General features: G+C 46.7%; 14 protein-coding genes. 12 read left to right on the forward strand and 2 right to left on the reverse strand.

The features are described from left to right. Nucleotides 1-60 precede the first annotated feature (60 nt). From thiC to H8K32_RS04465, 10 genes are all read left to right on the forward strand, one after another. Nucleotides 61-1,974, forward strand: coding sequence for a phosphomethylpyrimidine synthase ThiC (gene thiC, locus H8K32_RS04420; RefSeq protein ID WP_186911472.1), 1,914 nt, complete (start codon nucleotides 61-63; stop codon nucleotides 1,972-1,974). 7 nt (nucleotides 1,975-1,981) lie between these two features. Then, the gene (thiS, locus tag H8K32_RS04425; RefSeq protein ID WP_186911271.1) at nucleotides 1,982-2,182 is read left to right on the forward strand and encodes a sulfur carrier protein ThiS; all 201 of its coding nucleotides are present in this window, start codon (nucleotides 1,982-1,984) and stop codon (nucleotides 2,180-2,182) included. 17 nt (nucleotides 2,183-2,199) lie between these two features. Beyond that, nucleotides 2,200-2,493 carry a hypothetical protein gene (locus tag H8K32_RS04430; RefSeq protein ID WP_186911272.1) on the forward strand — a complete coding sequence of 98 codons (294 nt, stop codon included), beginning with the start codon at nucleotides 2,200-2,202 and terminating at the stop codon, nucleotides 2,491-2,493. Continuing rightward, complete coding sequence (locus H8K32_RS04435; RefSeq protein ID WP_186911273.1) at nucleotides 2,472-3,257, forward strand: thiazole synthase; 786 nt, start codon at nucleotides 2,472-2,474, stop codon at nucleotides 3,255-3,257. Before H8K32_RS04430 ends, H8K32_RS04435 begins: the two co-directional genes overlap by 22 nt. Beyond that, on the forward strand, nucleotides 3,257-4,054 hold the full coding sequence (gene thiD / locus H8K32_RS04440; protein ID WP_186911274.1) for a bifunctional hydroxymethylpyrimidine kinase/phosphomethylpyrimidine kinase: 798 nt from the start codon (nucleotides 3,257-3,259) through the stop codon (nucleotides 4,052-4,054). The genes H8K32_RS04435 and thiD overlap by 1 nt, the downstream gene beginning before the upstream one ends. 4 nt (nucleotides 4,055-4,058) lie before the next feature. Next, complete coding sequence (gene thiE / locus H8K32_RS04445; RefSeq protein WP_186911275.1) at nucleotides 4,059-4,679, forward strand: thiamine phosphate synthase; 621 nt, start codon at nucleotides 4,059-4,061, stop codon at nucleotides 4,677-4,679. Nucleotides 4,680-5,062: 383 nt separating this feature from the next. Then, entirely contained in the window at nucleotides 5,063-5,887 is an 825-nt protein-coding gene (locus H8K32_RS04450; protein WP_246447127.1) for a substrate-binding periplasmic protein, read from the forward strand. Between the two features lie 73 nt (nucleotides 5,888-5,960). Beyond that, entirely contained in the window at nucleotides 5,961-8,312 is a 2,352-nt protein-coding gene (locus tag H8K32_RS04455) for a TonB-dependent receptor (protein WP_186911276.1), read from the forward strand. A 205-nt stretch (nucleotides 8,313-8,517) separates the two neighbouring features. After that, a complete protein-coding gene (locus H8K32_RS04460; protein ID WP_186911277.1) occupies nucleotides 8,518-10,806 on the forward strand; it encodes a UvrD-helicase domain-containing protein in 2,289 nt (762 codons plus the stop codon). Between the two features lie 170 nt (nucleotides 10,807-10,976). Further along, nucleotides 10,977-12,239 (forward strand): putative Na+/H+ antiporter, encoded by a 1,263-nt coding sequence (locus tag H8K32_RS04465; RefSeq protein ID WP_186911278.1) that lies wholly within the window; start codon nucleotides 10,977-10,979, stop codon nucleotides 12,237-12,239. On the opposite strand, the gene H8K32_RS04470 is transcribed toward H8K32_RS04465, so the two are convergent. Beyond that, on the reverse strand, nucleotides 12,236-13,831 hold the full coding sequence (locus H8K32_RS04470; RefSeq protein WP_222613013.1) for a methyl-accepting chemotaxis protein: 1,596 nt from the start codon (nucleotides 13,829-13,831) through the stop codon (nucleotides 12,236-12,238). The two genes, H8K32_RS04465 and H8K32_RS04470, sit on opposite strands and share 4 nt — an antisense overlap. 108 nt (nucleotides 13,832-13,939) lie before the next feature. Between H8K32_RS04470 and H8K32_RS20550 the strand changes: the two genes are divergently transcribed. Further along, on the forward strand, nucleotides 13,940-14,068 hold the full coding sequence (locus H8K32_RS20550; protein WP_281388383.1) for a hypothetical protein: 129 nt from the start codon (nucleotides 13,940-13,942) through the stop codon (nucleotides 14,066-14,068). A 15-nt stretch (nucleotides 14,069-14,083) separates the two neighbouring features. Here the strand turns inward: H8K32_RS20550 and coq7 are convergent, their stop codons facing one another. Then, entirely contained in the window at nucleotides 14,084-14,716 is a 633-nt protein-coding gene (gene coq7 / locus H8K32_RS04475) for a 2-polyprenyl-3-methyl-6-methoxy-1,4-benzoquinone monooxygenase (protein ID WP_186911280.1), read from the reverse strand. Nucleotides 14,717-15,068: 352 nt separating this feature from the next. Here coq7 and H8K32_RS04480 point away from each other — a divergent pair, with 352 nt between their 5' ends. After that, on the forward strand, nucleotides 15,069-16,244 hold the full coding sequence (locus H8K32_RS04480; protein WP_186911281.1) for a porin: 1,176 nt from the start codon (nucleotides 15,069-15,071) through the stop codon (nucleotides 16,242-16,244). Nucleotides 16,245-16,376 lie beyond the last annotated feature (132 nt).

Genomic DNA, 16,376 nt, shown 5'->3' on the forward strand with positions numbered 1-16,376 from the left:
ATCGTGTTTTTAGAAACTCCTTTGCTGGCTCCATGCCAACAAGCAAAGGAGCCAAAATTAATGAATGCCAATCCTAAATTTCTGTCCGCGACAGCGACAGTTGACGAAGCCGCCATTGCGCCGCTGCCAAATTCGCGCAAAGTGTATGTACAAGGCAGTCGCCCTGACATCCGCGTGCCTATGCGCGAAATTAGCCAGTCGGATACGCCAGCCTCTTTTGGCGCAGAAAAAAATCCACCGATTTATGTTTATGACACCTCAGGCCCTTACACGGACCCGAACGTCAGCATTGATATTCGCTCCGGTTTAGCATCTGTACGGGGTGCGTGGATTGCTGAGCGAGACGACACTGAAGAACTGTCTGGTCCAAGTTCTAAATATGGTCAGGAGCGTTTGAACGATCCGCAATTGACAGAATTACGTTTCAATTTAAAACGTTTGCCACGCCGTGCTAAAGCTGGCAAAAATGTGTCTCAGATGCATTATGCGCGTCAAGGCATTATCACGCCTGAGATGGAATACATCGCGATTCGTGAAAACCTGCAACGTAAAGAATATTTAGAAAACTTAAAAGCCTCCGGGCCTATGGGCAATAAGTTGGCCGAGATGATGGGACGTCAGCATCCAGGGCAATCTTTTGGCGCATCGATTCCAGCAGAAATTACACCAGAATTTGTCCGCTCTGAAGTCGCCCGTGGCCGAGCGATTATCCCGGCTAACATCAATCATCCTGAAGTTGAACCGATGATTATCGGTCGTAACTTTTTAGTCAAAATTAACGCTAATATCGGCAACTCCGCCGTTACATCGTCAATCGGTGAAGAGGTCGAAAAAATGACTTGGGCAATCCGTTGGGGTGGTGACAATGTGATGGATTTGTCGACGGGCAAACACATCCACGAAACGCGCGAATGGATCATCCGCAATTCACCAGTACCGATCGGCACTGTGCCTATTTATCAGGCCTTGGAAAAGGTGAATGGCAAAGCTGAGGATCTGACTTGGGAAATTTTCCGCGACACGTTGATTGAACAAGCTGAACAGGGTGTCGATTATTTCACGATCCACGCTGGTGTCCGTTTGCAATACGTACCGCTGACGGCAAAACGCATGACTGGGATCGTTTCTCGCGGTGGCTCTATCATGGCAAAGTGGTGTTTAGCGCATCACAAAGAAAGCTTCTTGTACGAGCATTTTGAAGACATTTGCGAGATCATGAAAGCCTACGACGTGTCATTTAGTTTAGGCGATGGCTTGCGTCCGGGGTCCATTTATGATGCCAATGACGAAGCGCAATTGGGTGAATTGAAAACCTTAGGTGAGCTGACACAAATCGCCTGGAAGCATGATGTACAAGTAATGATTGAAGGGCCCGGTCACGTACCGATGCATCTGATCAAAGAGAACATGGATCTGCAATTAGAACAATGCCACGAAGCGCCGTTCTATACTTTGGGACCATTGACGACCGATATCGCACCAGGTTATGACCATATTACGTCTGGCATTGGCGCTGCCCAAATCGGCTGGTATGGCACGGCGATGCTGTGCTACGTGACGCCAAAAGAACATCTGGGCTTACCAAATAAAGTCGACGTTAAAGACGGCATCATTACCTACAAAATTGCAGCGCATGCCGCCGATCTGGCGAAAGGTCATCCCGGCGCGCAGATTCGCGACAACGCCTTGTCGAAAGCACGTTTTGAATTCCGTTGGGAAGATCAATTCAATATCGGACTTGACCCGGACAAAGCTCGTGAATTTCATGATGAAACTTTGCCTAAAGATTCAGCCAAAGTTGCGCATTTCTGCTCTATGTGTGGCCCGCATTTCTGCTCCATGAAAATCACCCAGGAAGTGCGTGACTACGCGGCAAAACAAGGCATTTCAGAGATCGCTGCATTGAAACAAGGCATGGAAGTCAAGGCGGTTGAATTCGTAAAAAATGGTGCAGAAATTTACCGCAAACAGTAAACCTTTTATGGATATTGAATTAAACGGAAGCCCCTATCTGCTCACTGAAGGAAACACAGTCAACGATTTAATCGCCATTCTCGATCTCAGCCAAAAAAATATTGCTGTGGCAGTGAATCGGCAGATTATTCCTCGTCATGAGTGGATTAGTCAGTCATTACGGATCAACGACAAAGTCGACATCGTCCGCGCAATTGGCGGTGGATGAGACAGGACACGAAGAGCATGCTCTTCGTGCCTGACGAATCTGAGTCGCTTGCAAGCGACGAAGTGGACGAGACAGGAAATCAGAAGGTGCTCTTCGTGCCTGACGAATCTGAGTCGCTTGCAAGCGACGAAGTGGACGAGACAGGAAATCAGAAGATGCTCTTCGTGCCTGACGAATCTGAGTCGCTTGCAAGCGACGAAGTGGACGAGACAGGAAATCAGAAGATGCTCTTCGTGCCTGACGAATCTGAGTCGCTTGTGCTGTTGGCAAAATTGAAAAGGAATTTGAAATGCAAACCGAAAATGGTTTAACGATTGCCGGAAAGACCTACCGCTCACGCCTGTTGGTCGGTAGTGGTAAATACAAAGATCTGGAACAAACACGCTTAGCAACAGAAGCTGCTGGCGCAGAAATTATCACGGTGGCGATACGTCGTGTGAATATTGGTCAAGACCCTAATGCGCCAAGTTTGCTTGATGCGGTGCCGCCCTCGAAGTACACCATACTGCCTAATTCTGCTGGCTGTTATAACGCCGAAGACGCGGTCTACACCTTGCAATTGGGGCGTGAATTATTAGGTGGACATAAGTTATGCAAACTCGAAGTATTGGGTGACGAAAAAACCTTATTCCCGAATATGCCAGAAACTTTAAAGGCCGCTAAAACCCTGGTCAATGAAGGTTTTGATGTAATGGTGTATTGCAGCGATGATCCTATCCAGGCAAGAATGTTGGAAGATATCGGGTGTGTTGCCATCATGCCTTTAGCTTCGCTGATTGGTTCGGGGATGGGTATTTTAAATCCTTGGAATTTATCGCTGATCATCGAGCAATCTAAAGTACCAGTACTGGTCGATGCCGGTGTCGGCACTGCGTCTGATGCGGCGATTGCGATGGAGCTTGGTTGTGATGGGGTGTTGATGAATACCGCGATTGCCGGTGCCGGAGATCCTATACGTATGGCGCGCGCGATGGGGTTGGCGGTAGAAGCTGGACGCGAGGCATTTTTGGCTGGTCGCATGCCACGCAAATTCGCAGCCTCGCCTTCATCACCGATGGCTGGACGTATAGTTTGATGCAAGCTGAAAAACGTCCTTGCGTGTTGGTGTTCGCTGGTCACGATCCCAGCGGTGGTGCCGGGATTCAGGCTGATATCGAAGCGATCGCAGCGCAAGGTGCACATGCCTTGCCTGTCATTACCGCTTTGACGGTACAAGATAATGACCATGCTTATGCAGTGCATGCCGTTGATGCACAAATTATCTTGCAGCAAGCGATGACGCTGGTTGCTAAAATACCAGTCAAGGTCGTCAAGATTGGTATCGTCGCACATAAAAAAAATGCAGCAGCTATTGCCAACTTTATTTTGAAACTGAAACAACAGCAGCCAGATTTGCAGGTGGTACTTGATCCGGTATTGGGCAGTGGTCATGGGGATAGTTTGTCGCTCGATGATGCGGTGGCGGCGATACAGCCTTTGCTTGGCGTTGCGAGCTTGATTACGCCTAATCTTCCGGAATTGTCTCGCTTGTGTCCATCCATTGACGGTTATGTCGCACAGGCACAGTGCTTGCTGCAAGAGACGTCAGCTGATGTTTTAGTGAAAGGCGGTCATGGCGCTGAAGATCAGGTCAAAAACTGTTGGTATCAGGCACAATATTTACAGGCAAAACAAGAGTGGTTGTGGCCACGATTGCCGGGAGAATTTCACGGTAGCGGTTGTACTTTAGCATCGGCCATTGCTGGTCGTCTGGCTGTGGGTGAATCGCTGGGGCAGGCGTTGAATACAGCGCAAATCTATACACAACATTGTTTACAGCAAGCCTATGCAATTGCTGCCGGCCAGCTGATTCCGCAGCGAAATTTCAAATAATATAATGATGAATAATTTACGTGGATTGTATATCGTCACGCCAGATTGGGATGACACCGAACAACTATTGAAAGCCACAGAACAAGCACTGCAAGGCGGCGCCAATATTGTTCAGTACCGTCATAAAACTGCCAGTGTGGGTTTGCGCAAAGAACAGGCGCTAGCACTGCAGGTATTGTGCCGTCAGTATCAAAAGCCATTTATCATTAATGATCATCTGGACTTATTTTTAGAACTGGATGCAGACGGTTTGCATGTCGGTGGCATGGATATTTCTGTCGCACAAGCCCGAGCACAAATTGGCACTGATAAAATTTTAGGTGCTTCGTGTTATGGTGATCTGGAACTGGCACGAACTGCCGTAAGCAGCGGCGCAAGCTACGTCGCGTTTGGTGGCTTTTATCCTTCGCGTATCAAAAAATATGCGGTAACGACGGCTGCGACTATCGTTGCCGATGCCGGCAAGGAATTTCAATTGTCAAAGGTGGTGATTGGTGGCATGACCTTAGAAAACTGTCAGCCGCTGGTACAGTACGGTGCTGAGATGGTGGCAGTAATTAGTGGTGTGTATATGACAGATGATCCTAAGCTGGCAGCGCAACAATTCAGCGCCTTGTTCGCCTGAGATACTTTACGTTTATCCGACGGAATTATAAGAAATAATGCTGTCGGATTAATTTTCTTAGCCTTGAATGTATTAGTGTGGTTCTTTGTATGCCAGACATTTTTTTATCTTTGGTAAAGAATGCCACAAGTTTTTTGCATTCTGTGCAGCATTGTTTTAGACTGAGCTCCAGAACTAACACGATATATCGTCAACTGAGAATAAGCTCCAGTTTGTAAAGTTTTGTACGATTTTTGCCCTTTGAATTGTGATCTGGTGGAGGGACAATGTTGAATGAGTTTTCAAGTTGAGCAAATAGGTATATGTAGAAAATCTGACTTCACCGCGCAAAAAGTAGTTTTACGAACATAAACATTTTTTGCTTACAGCATATCGGGGATACATTGCTTTACCTACGTATGATCTCTGGCCAGTTAGTCATCTTTGTTGCCATATTGGTGCTGGCGGGCATTTTCATGCCACAAGCGTTTTCACAAGAACATCTGAAAATCACTCTCACCGAACAAGAATATCCCCCACTTATTTCTTACGATACGCAAGTCGGTGGTTTGCTAACGGATATGGTGCGAGAAGCGTTTAAGTTGCGTGGGGTTGAGGTTACCTTTGCAGCAGTGCCGAATAATCGTGCCATTAATGGCTTAATGCAGGGCTTGTATGATGGGAGTTATGGCTGGACGCATAGCCCGGAACGGGACGCCAAGTTATTGTATTCAGCAAAGCCAATCTATTTTTTAAAAATCGTTTTTTTTCAGCGTAGTAACGAAGAATATAAATGGGAGCATTTGATAGACTTGAGTCCTTATAATATCGGTATTACTCAAGGGAACTATTACTCAAGTGAATTTTCGGCTTTGACGACATCCGGAAAATTAAAGATAGACCCAGCCCCCAGTGATATATCAAATTTCAAAAAATTATTGCTTGGCCGCATCGATATTTTCCCTATCGATCACGATGTCGGACTATATTTTCTAAAAAATAATTTTTCAGCGGAAGAGCAGCGTAGAATTAAATTTCAGAATAAAGCCATTTCTATCGTTCCAGTTTATTTGGTCGTGCGTCGTACATTGCCTAATGCCAAGGAATTTATTGCCCGTTTTGATCAGGGTTTTCAGCAACTCTCTGATTCGGGGCAGTTAGAAAAAATGATAGAGGTATATAAGTCTCAATTAGCCGCATCAAGCGAAGTTCAAACAAGTAAACCATAAGCACTATACGGTCATCCCGCATCAACGATTCGAGCACAAAACACCCGCTTATCATCGATAGTAGGAGTTTGTCATGGTACCGATCAGTTTTTATCCTCTCCGTCTGCGTCGTATTTCTTACCTTTCTTGCTTAGCGACAGCACTACTGGCGCGTTTTCCTTTGGTATTGGCACAAGAGGTGCAACATTCTGCTGGTGCTACAAGCTTGGAAGAACCGGAAAAAGCGGAAAAAGCGGAAAAAGATACCCAAGAAGTCGTAATTACCGCTCAAAGACGGACAGAACGATTGCAGAATGCACCGCTCAGTGTGACGGCATTGGATGCTGAAAAAATAGAAAAAATGGGCATAGAAAGTGTGGTGGATGTGGCACGCATGACGCCAGGATTAAATGTCGTCTCATCGGGTCCCGGACAAAACATTTTGGTCATGCGTGGTATTTCCTCGTCTGCAGGTACGGCCGGAACAGTGGGTTATTATCTGGATGATATTCCAATTGCTGCATCAAGCAATGCTTCACTATTGTCTTTACGCGGCGTCATTGACCCCTCAGTATTTGATATCGATCAGGTTGAGGTATTGCGTGGTCCGCAAGGAACTTTATACGGGTCGAGCTCCATGGGTGGCACAGTCAAGTATCTGACTAAGCAGCCTAATTTTAGTCAATTTCAATTCAATGGAAGCGCTACAGTTTCAGAGACTAAAGGTGGTGGCTTGAATTGGGGTAGTAATGCGATGCTGAACATCCCTTTGGTCGACAATAAAATCGCATTTCGGCTGGCTGCGTTTGAGCGGCATCAGGATGGCTTTATTGATCGCTATCAGATTGATCCTAATAATTATCTCGGAGCGCTCACTAGTGGGTCTAAGCAAGAAAGCGCTAACTCAGAGAAGACCACTGGGGTAAGGGCGATTGTGTCATTCAAACTGGAAGATCAGCTCACCATTACCTCGTCGATATTTAATCAACGCACATTTTTAGCGGCACCATTTCAGATTGATGTACCGCCCGGCAGCATCAGCTCTTTGATGCAGGCGCGATTGGTGCCTGAGCCCAGTACGCAAGTCTCGACCTTAGCAAACGTTTCTATCCGCAAAGGCTTTGATCAATTTGAATTACTCTCATCGACGTCCTATTACGACAGGAATGTAGAAATCGATGAAGATTCATCGAAGGTGTTGTATTACTTTTATTCCCCTAAACCTCAAACTTACGTTTATCCGTCTGTCATGAAGGGCGACTATGTAAATCGTGAGTTTACCCAGGAATTCCGTTTCACCTCCGATTTCAAAGGACCGTGGCAAATTATTGGTGGCGCATATTATCATCATGTGAATGCGCCGTTGGCATCATCGATTCCTACCCCAGATGGTTACAATGCTGCGTTTGGAACGCATATAAATACTTTTTTTACCGGCTCACGAGAAGCGACGGTGAGTGAAACTGCCTTGTTTGAAGAAACCTCGTACCAAATGACACCTCAGCTCACTGCCAGAGTTGGATTGCGCAGTTTCAGAGTGAATCAAACCTTTATTCAACAGACTGACGGTGCTTTTGTAGGAAACGTACCTACGACTGTGCAAGGTAGCTCATCGGACTCTGGTCTGAATCCAAAATTCAATCTGGGCTGGCAAGTGAATAAGGATATGTTGTTATATGCGACCGCGTCCAAAGGTTACCGTCCTGGTGGGCCGAATAATCCGGCTCCGGCTGCGGTTTGTGGTTCCGAAGTAGCTAGTCTGAATCTGAGTCCAAGTTCTTTGGTGAAATTTGCGCCAGATACCGTTTGGAATTATGAATTGGGTACCAAGTCATCGTGGCTGGATGACAAATTATTTTTGAATGGCTCGTTGTACTACATTAAATGGAATCAGGTACAGCAGCAAATTGTGTTGCAATGTGGATTTAATATTACGGCCAATTTTGGTTCGGCGACCAGCAAAGGCCTTGAATTGGAAGTAGTTTATCATCCAGTGCGTGAATGGAATTTCCGTCTTGCCGGCAATTTTACACAAGCTGAATTAGGTAATGACGTGCCTGGCACCAATGCGAAAAAAGGCGATCAATTGGTTGACGTGCCACGCTGGACGATGTCGGCATCGGCCGAGTATTCTGCGTTGATGCCAAACGGTGTTCCAGGTTACGCACGGCTTGATTACAGCTATACCGGAACGACGAATTCTTTGTATGACAGGACGAGTCCTTTTTATCAACGCCCTGCATTCGGCATGTTTAATCTGCGACTTGGTGAAAACCAATTGCCTGGCAACAGCCACTGGGGGTGGGCAGCATTTGTCGATAACGTCACCAATAAAATTGGCGAAACCGGTTTACCGGTGGCAATCTCTGCTGATTTGCCGACGACACGACGACTCGGCATCGTACGGCCGCGAACTATAGGATTGACACTTAAATACACAATGTAAATTCGGGTATTCTTTTCTTATTTTGTGTTTTTATTATACTGGTATGGAGTATATAAAATCACCCTATAATCTGCTTTGGTAAATAAGGTGTTTATAAAAAATTAAGGGGGAGTATGTGATTTAACTCCTCGCCTGGCTGCGCTATCGTACTTTGATGAAGTGCAGAGAAGGGCGCAGCAAGCTTGCAGTCCCGTATAATCGGGGTATGCAAAATTTACTTCATAATCTCAATCCAGAACAGCTCGCTGCTGTTACTCTGCCGGCGCAGTCGGCTTTAATTTTGGCTGGTGCCGGTTCTGGCAAGACGCGCGTGTTAACGACCCGCATTGCCTGGCTGATTCAAACAGGACAGGTTTCGCCCGGCGGTATTCTAGCGGTGACATTTACCAATAAAGCGGCAAAAGAAATGATGTCGCGTTTGTCTGCTATGTTGCCCATCAATACCCGTGGCATGTGGATCGGCACTTTTCATGGTTTGTGTAATCGCTTATTGCGCGCCCATCATCGCGATGCTGGCTTGCCGCAGACATTTCAAATTTTGGATTCTGGCGATCAGTTATCGTTTATTAAACGCTTATTGAAAGCGAATAATATCGACGATGAAAAATTCCCACCTAAGACGCTGATGTATTTCATCAACAGCGCAAAGGATCAGGGCTTACGTGCAGCGCAGGTCGACGCTTACGACGATTTCAATCGCAAGATGGTTGGCTTATACGATTTGTATGATGCCCAATGCCAACGCGAAGGCGTGGTGGATTTTGCTGAATTATTGCTGCGGACCTATGAATTGTTGAGCCGCAATCAGCCTTTGCGCGAACATTATCAGGAGCGCTTCCGCCACGTGTTGGTCGATGAGTTTCAGGATACCAATGACCTGCAATACAAATGGCTCAAACTCATGGCTGGTGCAGGTAATCGCCGCGCTGGCGCAGTATTTGCGGTGGGTGATGATGATCAAAGTATTTACGCCTTCCGCGGTGCGAATGTTGGAAATATGTCGGCATTTGAGCGCGAATTTGAAGTAAAAAATCTGATTAAGCTGGAACAAAACTACCGTTCCCATGGTCATATCTTAGATAGCGCCAATATCCTGATTGCGAATAATAGCAAGCGTCTCGGTAAAAATTTACGTACCGATGCCGGGCATGGTGAATTGGTTAGGGTCATGGAAGCCAGCAGCGATATTCAGGAAGCCAACTGGATTATCGAAGAGGCAAAAAGTTTGATACGCGAAGGTTCTTTGCGTAGCGAAATTGCGATTTTGTATCGCTCCAATGCGCAGTCGCGCGTGATTGAACATGCCTTATTCACCGCCAATATTCCGTATCGTGTGTATGGTGGTCAACGCTTCTTTGAACGTGCTGAAATTAAGCATGCGATTGCGTATCTGCAGTTGATGGACAATCCGCACAATGACTCGGCATTTTTGCGGGTAGTGAATTTCCCCACCCGCGGTATTGGTGCCCGTTCGATTGAACAATTGCAGGATGCTGCGAGAGCGCAGGGGAGTTCTTTGTATGCAGCGGTGCGGCATGTCGGCGGTAAAGCTGGCACGTCGCTGGCGAATTTTGTGAAGCTCATTGAAGGCGCACGTTTCGAAACACAAAATTTACCTTTGCCTGAAATGGTCAAAATTGTGCTTGATCTGAGTACTCTGATCACGCATTATCAAACCGAAAAAGAAGGCGCAGACCGGATAGAAAACTTGGAACAGTTGGTCAATGCGGCAACGCTGTTCGTGTCGGAAGAAGGTTTCGGCAAAGAGGCGCCAGCTTTTAGCGGCCCCGCTAGCAGCGCGGCAGTTTTGCTGGAAAACGGTGACGGCACAGCGATCATTGATGCGGATGCAGCGCTGCCAACATTGATGTCGCCATTATCTGCTTTCTTGTCGCATGCCTCTTTGGAGGCGGGTGACAATCAGGCGCAGGCTGGGCAAGATGCGATGCAACTAATGACCGTGCACTCGGCTAAAGGTCTGGAGTTTGATGCGGTGTTTATTACGGGACTGGAAGAAGGTTTGTTCCCGCATGAAAATAGCGCACAAGAAGAATCCGGCGTTGAAGAAGAGCGACGTTTGATGTACGTGGCGATTACGCGTGCGCGCAAACGTTTGTATCTGAGCTTTTCGCAAACCCGCATGTTGCATGGCCAGACGCGCTATAACATGCGTTCACGATTTTTTGATGAATTGCCGGAAGAGTCCTTGAAATGGCTGTCCCCAAAAATTCAACCTAGCTGGTTTGGCAATAGCAAAAAATCGGCATGGGATGATGCGCCAATCGAAGAATCGAATCGTATTGCGCAACAAATGACCAGGCAAAGTCCGTCTATGACGTGGCGTATTGGGCAAGGGGTTGCTCATCCCAAGTTCGGTGAAGGCGTGATTGTCAATATCGAGGGTAGCGGCACGAACGCGCGGGCGCATATCAATTTTGGGCAATTTGGGATGAAACTGCTCGATTTAAGCGTCGCTAAGCTGGAAAAAATTTAAACACAGGAACACCAGTGAGATTGTCTGTGCTGGTTTGAGTGCCGTCGGCGGGGTCTTGTATCGCCAGATGGTTGGTGTTCCGGCACAGGTAAACGCAGCTAAGTTTTAGGGCTTACATCAGGTCGCTCTGGTCGTTTTTACGCAATGCCAGATAGGAACAAGGACGGTTTATGGTAAAAGAACAGTTATTGCAATACATTGGTGCGGGCCTGTTTTTCATGGCAGTGCTGCACACTTTTTCTACCAAATATTTCTTAAATCTTGCTCATCGCAGCACACGACATGCAGGTTTGTGGCATTTGTTGGGTGAGGTGGAGGTGGTGTTTGGATTTTGGGCGCTGTTATTGGTCTGTGCAATTGGTTTGCTGAGTGATCAGCACAAGGCGATTGATTATCTCGAAGCGCAAAATTTTACTGAGCCTTTATTTGTATTCGTGATTCTCGTCATGGCGGGAACGCGTCCTGTGTTGTGGACGGTGCAGGAATTCGTCTCTCGCGTCGCAAACATACTGCCATTTTCGCGCCAATTGTCCTTGTATTTGTTGTGTCTGACCTTGGTGCCTTTGCTCGGATCCTTGATTACTGAGCCGGCAGCGATGACCTTGGGTGCGTTGATGTTGCGTGAACGCTTTTACAAAAAAGCGATTTCTACCCGTATGAAATATCTGACCCTCGGCGTGTTGTTCGTCAATGTGTCTATTGGTGGTGTGCTGACACCGTTTGCTGCACCTCCAGTATTGATGGTGGCAGAAAAATGGGGCTGGGATATTGCGTTTATGAGTAGCACTTTCGGTTGGAAAGCCGCACTGGCAGTGCTCATGAATGGTTTAATCGCAACCTTGTGGTTCAAGCGTGAACTGCTGCGTCTTCCTGCTGAGGAAGAGACAGAGACGAGCACTAAAATGCCTGTTCCCATCATCGCAATTCATATTTTATTTTTGGCATTGACCGTTTTGTATGCGCACTACCCAGTGGTGTTTTTAGGCTTATTTTTATTTTTCTTAGGTTTTACTGAAGCCTATGAACGTTATCAAGACCGACTGATGCTCCGAGAGGGCTTGCTGGTGGCGTTTTTTCTTGCAGGCTTGGTTGTATTAGGCGGGATGCAGCAGTGGTGGTTGCAACCGATACTTGCGGGTTTAAATGATATTGTTTTATTTTTTGGTGCGATGTCGCTGACTGCAATTACAGACAATGCTGCATTAACTTATCTCGGTTCATTGGTCAGTGGCTTATCTGACAGTGCGAAATATGCGCTGGTAGCAGGTGCGGTGACTGGTGGTGGTTTAACGGTCATTGCCAACGCACCGAACCCAGCTGGTTATGCGATTTTGAAAGAATGCTTTGATGAAAGCGCGATTAGTCCTTTAGGATTATTTTTATCAGCATTAATACCAAGCGCGGTGGCAGCTTTCTTCTTTCTGGTGTTTTAAGGAGCGTTTCGTTTGTTCGCTATTTGAGCTCCTATGGTGGCTCGATGAATGGATGTGCCATGCACGTGCGTGCGATCCAGAATAAAGACACTGACGGCTTGCTCTAAACCTTTGGCCTCGGCGGCCAGATTCGCCGCCGACGCTGCAGCTTGTTCAACCATTGCGGCATTCTGCTGGGTTATATCGTCCATCTGCGATACGGCACTGTTCATTTGCTCAACTCCTACACTTTGCTCTCCGCTGGCAGCGCTGATTTCATGAATTACCTGGGTCACTTTTTGCACGGATTCAACCAGGGTTTGCATGATATTGGTCGTGTCATTGACCATGTGATTTCCTTGAGTGACTTTGCTTACTGAATCATCAATTAAAACTTTAATTTCTTTTGCTGCGGACGCCGAACGTTGTGCCAGATTGCGCACTTCGCTTGCGACCACCGCAAATCCCCTACCTTGTTCGCCAGCGCGTGCAGCTTCTACTGCTGCGTTCAGGGCCAAAATATTGGTTTGAAATGCGATGCCATCGATCAGGCTGATAATGTTTTCGATCTTTTTTGCTGAGGTATTGATTTCTTGCATAGTCACACCTACTCGATTAACCATCTCGCCACCTTGTTTGGCAATTGTCGAGGTTTGATCGGCAAGTTGATTAGCCTGGTTGGCATTGGCCGAATTCTGTCTTACGTTGTCAGCAAATTGCGCCATACTGGCGGCGGTTTTTTGCAAGCTGGAGGCTTGCGATTCTGTGCGGCTTGATAAATCCAGATTCGCATCGGCGATTTCTTGTGTGCCAGTAGAAATAGATCTGACATTGGTTCGGACATCACCAATGATAGAAACTAAATTGATATTCATTTGACGCAAGGCCTGCATGAGTTGTCCCATCTCCGAGTCATCTCCGAGGGGGATGTTGCGTGTTAAATCACCACCGGCAATCGCTCTGGCACTATCGAGCGCAGATTGTATAGGATTAAGTAAGGTCGTTTGAATAACGAACCATTGATAAATCACCAGTGTAATACTCGCGATGAGACCGATGATATTCCATAAACTGACGCCTTCTGTAGCGATATGTAAGCCGCCCCAAACGACTAAGAACAGTAACGTAATTGACATGCCGAGCGCCAGACGGTGGTGGGCCGGCATTTGTAAAACATTCAGAATTTTCCCGCCAAGGGTGGTGGAAAGTATTTTTCCATGTTTAAGCTGGATGTGTTTTGCCTGACCGGTACGCATGCGATGGTATAGATCTTCAGCCGCCTTCACTTCAGCCCGTCCAGGCTTGGTTCTGACAGACATATAACCGACCACATGGCCATTTTCTATGAGGGGAGTAACGTTAGCGTTAACCCAGTAATGATCACCATTTTTACAGCGATTTTTGACAATACCGGACCACGGTAAGCCCTCTTTTATTGTGCTCCACAAATCAGCAAAGGCTGCTTCTGGCATGTCTGGGTGACGCACCAGGTTGTGTGGCTTACCGATGAGTTCTGCTTGTTCATATCCGCTGATTTCAATGAAATACGGATTGCAATAAGTAATAATGCCTTTGAGGTTAGTTTTGGAGACGATAGATTGTCCATCGCTCATGAATTGTTCAACTCCTGAATTGGGCTGATTATTTCGCACGTGAATTGTCCTTGGTTTTTACTTGAGGTATTTGTTGTGCATTTTTTTCTTAAGAATAGAGCACGCAAAATGAAAAACAAAGGATTATTAGTGAGGTGTGCAGCGTATTGCGGCGCAATGAAGAGGCGCTGTCAGCGCCATGAACGTCATCGTGACGTCGTTCCTTCATTGCCAGATGTCGTGTTGTTTGGCAGCTAGGGGAATGATACTAACTCAAACGTAATAGGCCGTCGTTGTCATGATCTTTGCCATCAACTTCATGCCAGTTCGCACAGGTAAAGGCATTTCACTAGCCCCAAGCGATTGTGCAGCCGCGCCATGGGCTACTTCATCGACTCGCATTTGTTCAACAATGGCGCGAGATTTAGCGTCATTTTGAGGCAATGCTTGCAGGTGACTTGCAAGATGGGCTTCTACCTGGCGTTCAGTTTCAACCACGAACCCCAAACTTGCTGCGTCGCCGCATTTGGCAGCAACCACGCCACAAGCATAAGCACCGGCGTACCACAACGGACTTAACAGGCTGGTGCGAGAATTTAATTCTTTCAGTCGGTTTGCAGTCCAGGCCAGGTGATCCTCTTCTTCCACACAAGAATGCTGGAGTTGCCGTGCAACGACAGGTGTATGCGAAAAGCTACTTTGTGCATCATACAAAGCCTGAGCGCAAATTTCGCCAACATGGTTAACACGCATTAAGCCTGCGCTATGTTTTTGTTCTTGTTCGCTGAGGTTGTCAGTCAGGATATGTGCCGCCGGATTGGGGCGTGAGCTTTTGGCCTGAGCAGAAACGGTACGCAAAGCGCGATCAAATGCCAGGAGCAGGCGATCTGGGTGAGGTAATGACATAGAGTGAATTGATTTGGCAAAGAATAGCGCTATTGTAGATCACTTCGGATTTACTGGGACTTGCTCAGAATTTGAGCCAGAGTAAGAGAAAGCCGAACTTTTGTTCAACATTTTTTTACCTTCATTGGTAAATAGAAACTTTGTTGCGACCTCGCCACATTTTATTCGTTTAAACACGATCGTTCGCAAATTTGCTTTGCTCAAAAGCAGCGAGTTTGTTTCAATCAGTCTTAGCTTCTGATTCTTTATGTTTCGAAGTTTTAGCAAGTCAACGACAAAAAATGGCCGCCTAGAGCCTGTTATTCAGTTGCATCATCAGACCCGTAAACTGACCAATTTGGAGACTTAAATAATGAAAAAATCACTGATTGCTTTTGCAGTTCTCAGCGCGTTTGCAGCCAGCGCGTCCGCACAGTCCAATGTAACCATGTACGGCATTATTGATGCTGCGGCGATGTACAACACTAATCAGACGGCCGGCGGCGGTAAAAAGCTTACCGTCGATGCGGGTCAGTTATTGACATCGCGTTGGGGCTTCAAGGGCAGCGAAGATCTGGGTGGTGGAATGAAAGCCATCTTTAACCTCGAAGGTACCTTAACCAATGATACAGGTGCAGCTGGCGCCGGGTTTGGCGGTACAGGGGCGCAATCATTTACACAGGCTGGTAGTGGAACTTCATTGTTCGATCGTCTTGCCTGGGTCGGACTTTCGGGTGATTTTGGTACAGTTACCGCTGGTCGCAATAATATTTTGGGTGTGGATTCTGTTGGTATGGCTGATCCTATGGGTTTAGCGCATGCAGGTAGTAACCCTAACGTGATGTTCAGTGCGCTGAATTCTGGCGCCACGTACGGTGGTTTTGGTACAAATCAGGGTGGAACAGCGTTACGCCAGAATAATTCTATTAAATATGTATCGCCTTACCAAAATATGTCGGGCTTTGGTGTCGGACTGATGTACGGTTTTGGTGAAAAGGCTGGAGATACCTCTGCAAACCGTTACATGGGGGCTTCAGCATTTTTTACTGATGGCAAAAATGGTGCTGCGATGTCGTATGCCAAGTTGACTGATGCTTCTGGTAATGCATCCTTGTCGGGCGTTGCGCTTGGTTTGCGTTATGTTGTTACGCCCGAATTCAGGTTTAACTTCACGTATTCTCAGAATAAAGTCGACGGTACTATTTTGATTCCTGTCGCAGCCAATCTGGCTTTGAATGCCGATCAACGCAAGATTGCAATCATTGGCGCGGGTGTTGATTATACGTTCTCACCGCAAACAACGATTACTGGCGCTTACTATGATACCAAGCGTTCTGGTGACGTCGGTGGTGCATTGGACGGCAAAGCAGATCAGTATATTCTTTTAGGTAAATACGCATTGAGTAAGCGTACGACAGCCTATGCATCATTAACCTACGCAAAAGCCGGGTCATCCAATCCACAAGATACTGGGTTGTCACTGGGTATAATTGCTGCGGGAAATTCCTCAGCTGTACGTACAGCCGTTGGCGTTCTGCACTCATTTTGATTGGCATTTAATTCTGTAAAATTTTATTTTTCCAAATATAAAAGCCTCATTTTTGAGGCTTTTATATTTTAATTTGGCGCTCGATATTTTCGCTATTTTTCGGGTGATATTTTTCGAAACAGGTTTTTGAGT

This window comes from Cognatundibacterium jejuense, assembly GCF_014284255.1.
Taxonomy (GTDB): domain Bacteria; phylum Pseudomonadota; class Gammaproteobacteria; order Burkholderiales; family Burkholderiaceae_D; genus Undibacterium; species Undibacterium jejuense.